The following is a 5,102-nucleotide window of genomic DNA, read 5'->3' on the forward strand; positions in this document are numbered from 1 at the left end:
CATGGATGACGCGGATTCTTTTTTCCTTCGGTGTGATATGCCGGTATGTATAGCGCAGCTTTAAAAATCCGCGTCATCCGTGTCATCCGCGTCTAAAAGATTAAAGTCCGCGTTCGTCCGCCTTATCCGCGTAGTCCGCGTACCCATTCCCTCGCCGCTAAATTATCATTTATCGCATAGTTTTTTCGCAAAGGTAATCATTCTTCGCTTTTGCACGAAGAAAAGCTTTAATTTGTTAAACCTTTAATGATTTTAGTTTGTTTATTATATTAATTTGTAATCTTTACAATATTGGAAAACTAAAAATAAATGTGATTATGGTATATGACGTAACTATGTTAAAGGCCTTTTATGCTTCTTATAAGGGGAAAATGGAACACGTGCGGGCTATACTGCAACGTCCGCTGACATTAGCAGAAAAGATTTTGTACACTCATCTGTTTGATGAGAAGGGGGTAAAAGACTACAAGCGGGGAGAAGATTATGTAAACTTCCGCCCTGACCGTGTAGCAATGCAGGATGCAACTGCCCAAATGGCATTGCTGCAATTTATGAATGCAGGTCGCGAACAAGTTGCCGTACCTTCGACAGTACATTGCGACCATCTGATACAGGCCTATAGAGGAGCACGGGAAGATATTGCCACTGCTACCAAGACAAACGAAGAAGTATACGATTTTTTGCGTGACGTTTCTTCCCGATACGGTATCGGCTTCTGGCAACCGGGTGCGGGTATCATTCATCAGGTGGTATTGGAAAATTATGCCTTCCCTGGTGGAATGATGGTAGGTACGGATTCGCATACGCCCAATGCAGGTGGTCTGGGTATGGTTGCCATCGGCGTTGGTGGTGCCGATGCAGTAGATGTGATGACTGGTATGGAATGGGAATTGAAAATGCCCCGCTTGATTGGTGTACATCTGAAAGGTGAACTAAGCGGTTGGGCAGCTCCAAAAGATGTGATTCTGAAGTTGGCAGGCATCCTGACGGTTAAAGGTGGCACAAATGCAATCATTGAATATTTTGGACCGGGCACGGCTTCTTTGTCCGCTACCGGTAAGGCGACTATTTGTAATATGGGTGCCGAAGTCGGTGCCACTACGTCACTTTTCCCTTATGATGATCGTATGGCTACTTATCTGAAAGCTACAGGAAGAGAAGAAGTGGCAGAAATGGCTGATTCTGTGGCGGGTGATCTTCGTGCAGATGCCGACATCATGATTACCCCGGAGAAGTATTACGACCGGGTAATTGAGATTGATCTTTCAAGGCTGGAACCTTATATTAATGGTCCTTTTACTCCCGATGCCGCTACGCCTATTTCTGAATTTGCAGAAAAAGTATTGGTTAACGGTTATCCGCGCAAGATGGAAGTCGGATTGATAGGTTCGTGCACCAACTCGTCTTATCAGGATTTAAGTCGTGCCGTTTCCCTGGCCCGCCAGGTTGAAGAGAAGCACCTGAAAGTAGCCGCTCCCCTGATTGTGAACCCCGGTTCCGAACGGATACGGGCTACAGCAGAGCGGGATGGTATGATAGGAACTTTTGAAAAAGTCGGTGCTACAATTATGGCAAACGCCTGCGGTCCCTGTATTGGTCAGTGGAAACGTGAGACAGATAACCCTACTCGCAAGAATTCTATCGTAACCTCTTTCAATCGTAATTTTGCTAAACGTGCAGACGGTAATCCGAATACGTACGCCTTTGTCGCTTCCCCCGAATTGACGATGGCACTGACGATTGCCGGAGACCTTTGTTTCAATCCGCTGACAGATGTATTGGTGAATCGTGAAGGTGAAAAGGTAAAACTCTCTGAGCCTGTGGGTGAAGAATTGCCACCGAAAGGATTTGCCGAAGGTAGCGAAGGGTATATAGCCCCCGGCAGTGAAAAGGTGGAAATCAATGTGAATCCCCATTCGCAACGGCTTCAATTGCTACAACCATTCCCTGCCTGGGAAGGGACCGACTTACTTAATATGCCGTTGCTGATTAAGGCACAGGGTAAATGTACTACAGACCATATTTCAATGGCGGGTCCGTGGCTTCGTTTCCGTGGACATCTGGAGAATATTTCAGACAATATGCTGATGGGTGCTGTAAATGCTTTCAATGGAGAAACTAACAGTGTCTGGAATCGTTTGACTAATACGTACGGTCCGGTTTCCGGTACGGCAAAGATGTATAAGTCCGAAGAAATTTCTTCCATTGTAGTAGCCGAAGAAAACTATGGTGAAGGTTCCAGTCGTGAACATGCCGCTATGGAGCCCCGTTTCCTGAATGTTCGTGTGATCCTGGCAAAGAGTTTTGCCCGTATACATGAAACGAATCTAAAGAAACAAGGTATGCTGGCATTGACCTTTGTGGATAAAGCCGATTATGATAAGATTCAGGAACATGATTTAATTTCGGTAATCGGATTGATGGACTTTGCTCCCGGCCGTAATCTTAAGATTATCTTTCACCACGAAGATGGTACGAAGGATAGCTTCGAAGCTCAACATACGTATAATGAACAGCAGATAGGCTGGTTCCGTGCCGGTTCTGCTCTTAATGCAAGATAGAAAGATGGATAAAATTACAGTACCTTTTATTACAGGTGATGGGGTAGGAGTTGAAATAACTCCTTCTATGCAAGCTATTGTGAATGCTGCCGTGCAGAAAGCATATAGTGGACAACGGCAAATTGAATGGATGGAAGTGTGGGCAGGCGAACGGGCTTTTGAAAAATGTGGCCTGTGGTTGCCTGATGAAACGATGGAAGCTTTCCGTGATTACAAGGTAGGTATCAAAGGGCCGCTGACGACCCCTGTCGGTGGTGGTATCCGTTCACTGAACGTGGCATTGCGCCAGACATTGGACTTGTATGTATGCCTGCGCCCGGTTCGTTGGTATCAGGGTATTCACTCTCCGGTTCGTCATCCGGAGAAGGTGAACATGTGTGTATTCCGTGAAAATACGGAAGATATTTATGCAGGTATCGAGTGGGAAGTCGGTACACCGGAGGCTGAAAAGTTCTATAAGTTTCTGCACGATGAGATGGGGGTGAAGAAAGTACGGTTCCCCAAGACATCTTCTTTCGGTGTGAAACCTGTTTCAAAAGAAGGAACGGAACGATTGGTGCGTGCTGCCTGCCGGTATGCACTTGAGAATAATCTGCCTTCCGTGACATTGGTACACAAGGGAAATATAATGAAGTTTACCGAAGGAGGTTTCAAAAAGTGGGGCTATGAGTTGGCTGAACGTGAGTTTGGAGAAGCTCTGGCTGATGGAAGGTTGGTGATAAAAGATTGTATTGCGGATGCTTTCCTGCAAAATACATTATTGATTCCTGAAGAATACTCTGTGATTGCTACTCTTAATCTGAATGGAGATTATGTTTCCGATCAGTTGGCTGCCATGGTGGGCGGTATCGGTATTGCTCCCGGAGCAAATATTAACTACCAGACCGGACATGCCATCTTTGAAGCCACCCATGGTACAGCACCGAATATTGCAGGCAAAGATATTGTGAATCCCTGTTCTATCATTCTGTCTGCCGTAATGATGCTCGAATACTTTGATTGGAAAGAATCTGCTTCCTTGATAGAACATGCCTTGGAACAAAGTTTCCTTGATGCCCGTGCTACTGCCGACCTGGCGCGCTTCATGCCCGGTGGCGTCTCGTTGTCTACTTCTGCCTTTACTCGGGAGATAGTGGAAAGAATTGAAAAATAATACTAACGATTAAAACGATACGAAAATGAAGAAGGAATATTTAGTTTATAAGCTTTCCGAGGATATGAAGGAAGCGGTTCGGATTGATACCGAATTATTCTCCAAATTTGATGTAAAGCGTGGTTTGCGCAATGAAGACGGCACGGGTGTTTTGGTTGGACTCACCAGAATTGGTAATGTAGTGGGGTATGAACGTGTTCCGGGCGGCGGCTTGAAACCTATCCCGGGTAAGCTGTTCTATCGTGGTTATGATGTAGAAGATATTGTACATGCTTTTGTTAAAGAGAAACGTTTCGGATTTGAAGAAGTGGCTTATCTGTTACTGTCCGGTAATTTGCCCGATAAGGAAGAGTTGGCTTCTTTCCGTGAACTGATTAATGATAATATGCCGTTGGAGCAGAAGACTAAGATGAATATTATAGAACTGGAAGGGAATAATATTATGAATATCCTGGCACGCAGTGTACTTGAGATGTATCGTTTTGACCCTGCTGCCGATGATACTTCCCGCGACAACCTGATGCGCCAGAGCATAGAATTGATTTCTAAGTTCCCGACCATTATTGCTTATGCATATAATATGTTGCGCCATGCCACTTTCGGTCGTTCATTGCATATTCGCCATCCGCAGGAAAATCTTTCTATTGCCGAAAATTTCCTTTATATGCTGAAACGTAATTATACACAGCTGGATGCTCGTACGCTCGACCTTTTGTTGGTGCTTCAGGCAGAACATGGAGGAGGTAATAACTCCACTTTCACAGTCCGTGTTACTTCTTCTACCGGAACGGATACATACTCATCCATTGCTGCAGGTATCGGTTCGTTGAAAGGCCCGCTTCATGGCGGTGCAAATATTCAGGTGGCTGATATGTTCCATCATTTACAGGAGAATATTCAGGACTGGACAAGTGTGGATGAGATCGACACTTATTTTACCCGTATGCTGAATAAGGAAGTTTATAATAAGACCGGATTAATTTATGGTATCGGACATGCTGTTTATACGATTTCTGATCCACGTGCTATCTTACTGAAAGAACTGGCTCGTGATCTTGCCCGGGAAAAAGGGAAAGAGCGTGAGTTTGCTTTCCTTGAGCTCTTGGAAGAACGTGCTATCGAAACTTTCGGTCGCGTAAAGAACAATGGGAAAACGGTATCGAGTAACGTTGATTTCTATTCCGGCTTTGTTTATGAAATGATTGGATTACCGCAGGAAATTTTTACACCGTTGTTTGCTATGGCTCGTATTGTCGGTTGGTGTGCACACCGTAATGAAGAATTGAACTTTGAAGGTAAGCGTATCATTCGTCCGGCATACAAAAATGTACTCGAAGATACGACTTATGTACCTATCAAGAAGCGATAAATAGGAGTAAAACGGAAAA

General features: G+C 44.8%; 3 protein-coding genes. All 3 read left to right on the forward strand.

Annotated features, from left to right (window positions below):
- The first annotated feature begins 317 nt into the window (after positions 1-317).
- From BACCELL_RS04460 to BACCELL_RS04470, 3 genes are read left to right on the forward strand one after another with little or no spacing between them, the layout of a single operon-like run.
- Positions 318-2,561, forward strand: a complete 2,244-nt coding sequence (locus BACCELL_RS04460; RefSeq protein WP_007210381.1) for an aconitate hydratase — start codon at positions 318-320, stop codon at positions 2,559-2,561.
- Positions 2,562-2,565: 4 nt separating this feature from the next.
- Positions 2,566-3,714 carry an NADP-dependent isocitrate dehydrogenase gene (gene icd, locus BACCELL_RS04465; protein ID WP_044153331.1) on the forward strand — a complete coding sequence of 383 codons (1,149 nt, stop codon included), beginning with the start codon at positions 2,566-2,568 and terminating at the stop codon, positions 3,712-3,714.
- 25 nt (positions 3,715-3,739) lie between these two features.
- Positions 3,740-5,083, forward strand: a complete 1,344-nt coding sequence (locus BACCELL_RS04470; RefSeq protein WP_007210383.1) for a citrate/2-methylcitrate synthase — start codon at positions 3,740-3,742, stop codon at positions 5,081-5,083.
- Positions 5,084-5,102 lie beyond the last annotated feature (19 nt).

Source organism: Bacteroides cellulosilyticus DSM 14838, assembly GCF_000158035.1.
In the GTDB taxonomy this organism is placed as follows: Bacteria; Bacteroidota; Bacteroidia; order Bacteroidales; family Bacteroidaceae; genus Bacteroides; species Bacteroides cellulosilyticus.